This is a genomic window from Nocardia anocheti (assembly GCF_029675105.1).
Classification (GTDB): domain Bacteria; phylum Actinomycetota; class Actinomycetes; order Mycobacteriales; family Mycobacteriaceae; genus Nocardia.
Genome location: NZ_JAQQFV010000023.1, coordinates 1 through 2,210, shown reverse-complemented (window position 1 = coordinate 2,210; position 2,210 = coordinate 1). Strand labels below are relative to the sequence as shown.

The following is a 2,210-nucleotide window of genomic DNA, read 5'->3' as shown; positions in this document are numbered from 1 at the left end:
TATCCGGTCCCCGAACCTGTCCCTCGTGTCGCCGACGATGTCGAGGTACGTCGTATCAGCACCCTCCTTGAACCAACAGGTCGCGTCGAAGGAAGTCCGGTTCGGTTGGATGAGAACTCCGGCATCGGGTTCATCGGATGCTACGTCTTGGGGATGGGGTTCGTACTCGATGAAACCGAAGCGCAAGAGTGGATTGCCACTGATCCCCGCAATGCCGAAGTGCTCTTCCCCTACCTCAACGGAGAGGACCTCAACTCCCGGCCGGATGCGTCAGCGTCTCGGTGGGTGATCGACTTCAACGACCGCTCCGAGGCGGAGGCCGCCCATTACGCCCTGCCCTATGGTCGGCTGACAGAACAGGTCAAACCGGAGCGGGCGAGCAAGCCGAAGGCCGTACGTGATACACCGTGGTGGCTTTTCCTTCGGGCGCGGCCAGCAATGCGCAAAGCGATCACTGAGTTTTCTGAAGTGTTGGTCATCGCACTTGTCAGCAAGACCGTGATGCCGATGCGGGTACGAACTCGGCAGGTGTTTAGCCACAAGCTTGGAGTGTTCGCCTCTGCCAGCTACAGCGTACAAGCTGTACTGTCATCGAATGTGCACCAAGTCTGGGCCATGAAATACGGTTCAACGATGCGCTCTGACGTAAACTACTCACCCTCTGATGTGTTCGAAACTTTCCCCAATCCACTGCCAACTGAACGACTTGAACGCTCCGGTCATTTGCTGAATGAGGAACGCCGCGAGATCATGCGTCGTCGCAGCCTTGGCTTGACAAAACTCTACAACCTTGTCAATGACCCTACCCTCGCAGACTCGGCCGACCAGGATGTCGCGCGCCTTCGAGCTATCCATGCTGACCTCGACTACGCCGTTGTGGATGCATATGGGTGGTCGGATATATATCTTTCCCACGGATTTCACACTTACCGACAGATCGAGCGTTGGACCATAAATCCAAGCGCTCGCATCGAAGTGCTAGATCGACTTCTGGAAGAGAATCATTGCAGAGCAAGGCGCGAGCATGTGCCTCATGCAACTGCCCCGCCAGGGGGGATCTACGCGGAAGAGGGAACTCTTTTCTCGAGATCCTGGCCTATGAATTAAAACAGGGTTCCTTCCCCTTCCCGGACATTCTCACTTACTTCCAGATAACGGTCGCGCTGACCGCAAGTCGCCCGAAGGCGATTCTCTTGCAGCAAGCGATCCATGGTTTCAGTTCGAGCCGCTGGATTGAAGGTCCAACGTTCCATTTTCCTGTACGCATGAAACCCATGGCTGAGCGCAATATCAGACCAGCCATAGGCGTTTAATACCTTTGCATCCAGTTCTGCGTGAATATCGCGAATGCGAGCAATATCGTCGTCGTCTTCATGAGGTATCCGGCGGTCATTGACGAGATTGTAGAGCTTCGTCAGGCCGAGGTTGCGACGCAACATGATCGCGCGGCGCTCGTTGTCCAGGATGCGGCCGATCGTCTCGAGTTGGTCTACCTGTCGGGGACGAGGGAAGGTTTCGAACACATCCGATGGTGTGTAGCGCGGATCGTTTCGCAGTCCCGACCCGTAAGTGATCGCCCAGACCTGGTGTACGTTCGAGGATAATACTGCCTGGTCGCCATAGCTATCGGTTGCGAAAACCACACAGGCCTCACTCGGTATCTGGCCGGTGGGAACCCGCATCGGCATCACGGTCTTGCTGACACGAGCGATGACCAACACTTCAGCCAATGGCGCAATCGCCTTACGCATGGCTGGACGTTTTTCCCCGTACTGCCACCAACGCTCGGGGAGTGGGCGACGGAGCACAAATGAACCGTCCGATTTTACGCGCTGACGCTCAGCCTTGACCCGTTCAACGAGCCGACTATAGGGCAGGGCGTAATGGGCGGCCTCCGCCTCGGAGCGGTCGTTGAAGTCGATCACCCACCGAGACGCTGACGCATCCGGCCGGGAGTTGAGGTCCTCTCCGTTGAGGTAGGAGAAGAGCACTTCGGCATTGCGGGGATCAGTGGCAATCCACTCTTGCGCTTCGGTTTCATCGAGTACGAACCCCATCCCCAAGACGATGCAGCCCTGAAATGCGATCCCCGAATTTTCTGCTAGTCGGATCGGCTGGCCATCAGCGCGACCGACTGACTCAAGGAGGGTGCTGATGCGACGCACCTCAACATCGTCGGCGACACGAACCACGTCACCAGGGATCTGTGC

The 2,210-nt window shown here is 57.0% G+C and carries 2 protein-coding genes; one reads left to right on the top strand and one right to left on the bottom strand.

Going from position 1 to position 2,210, the window contains the following annotated elements:
• Positions 1-1,107 (top strand): type IIL restriction-modification enzyme MmeI (locus QC180_RS30100; protein ID WP_347567364.1); only part of this gene is annotated, 1,107 nt, incomplete at its 5' end.
• On the opposite strand, the gene QC180_RS30095 is transcribed toward QC180_RS30100, so the two are convergent.
• The coding region (locus QC180_RS30095) for a type IIL restriction-modification enzyme MmeI (protein WP_347567363.1) at positions 1,104-2,210 on the bottom strand (1,107 nt) is incomplete at its 5' end. The two genes, QC180_RS30100 and QC180_RS30095, sit on opposite strands and share 4 nt — an antisense overlap.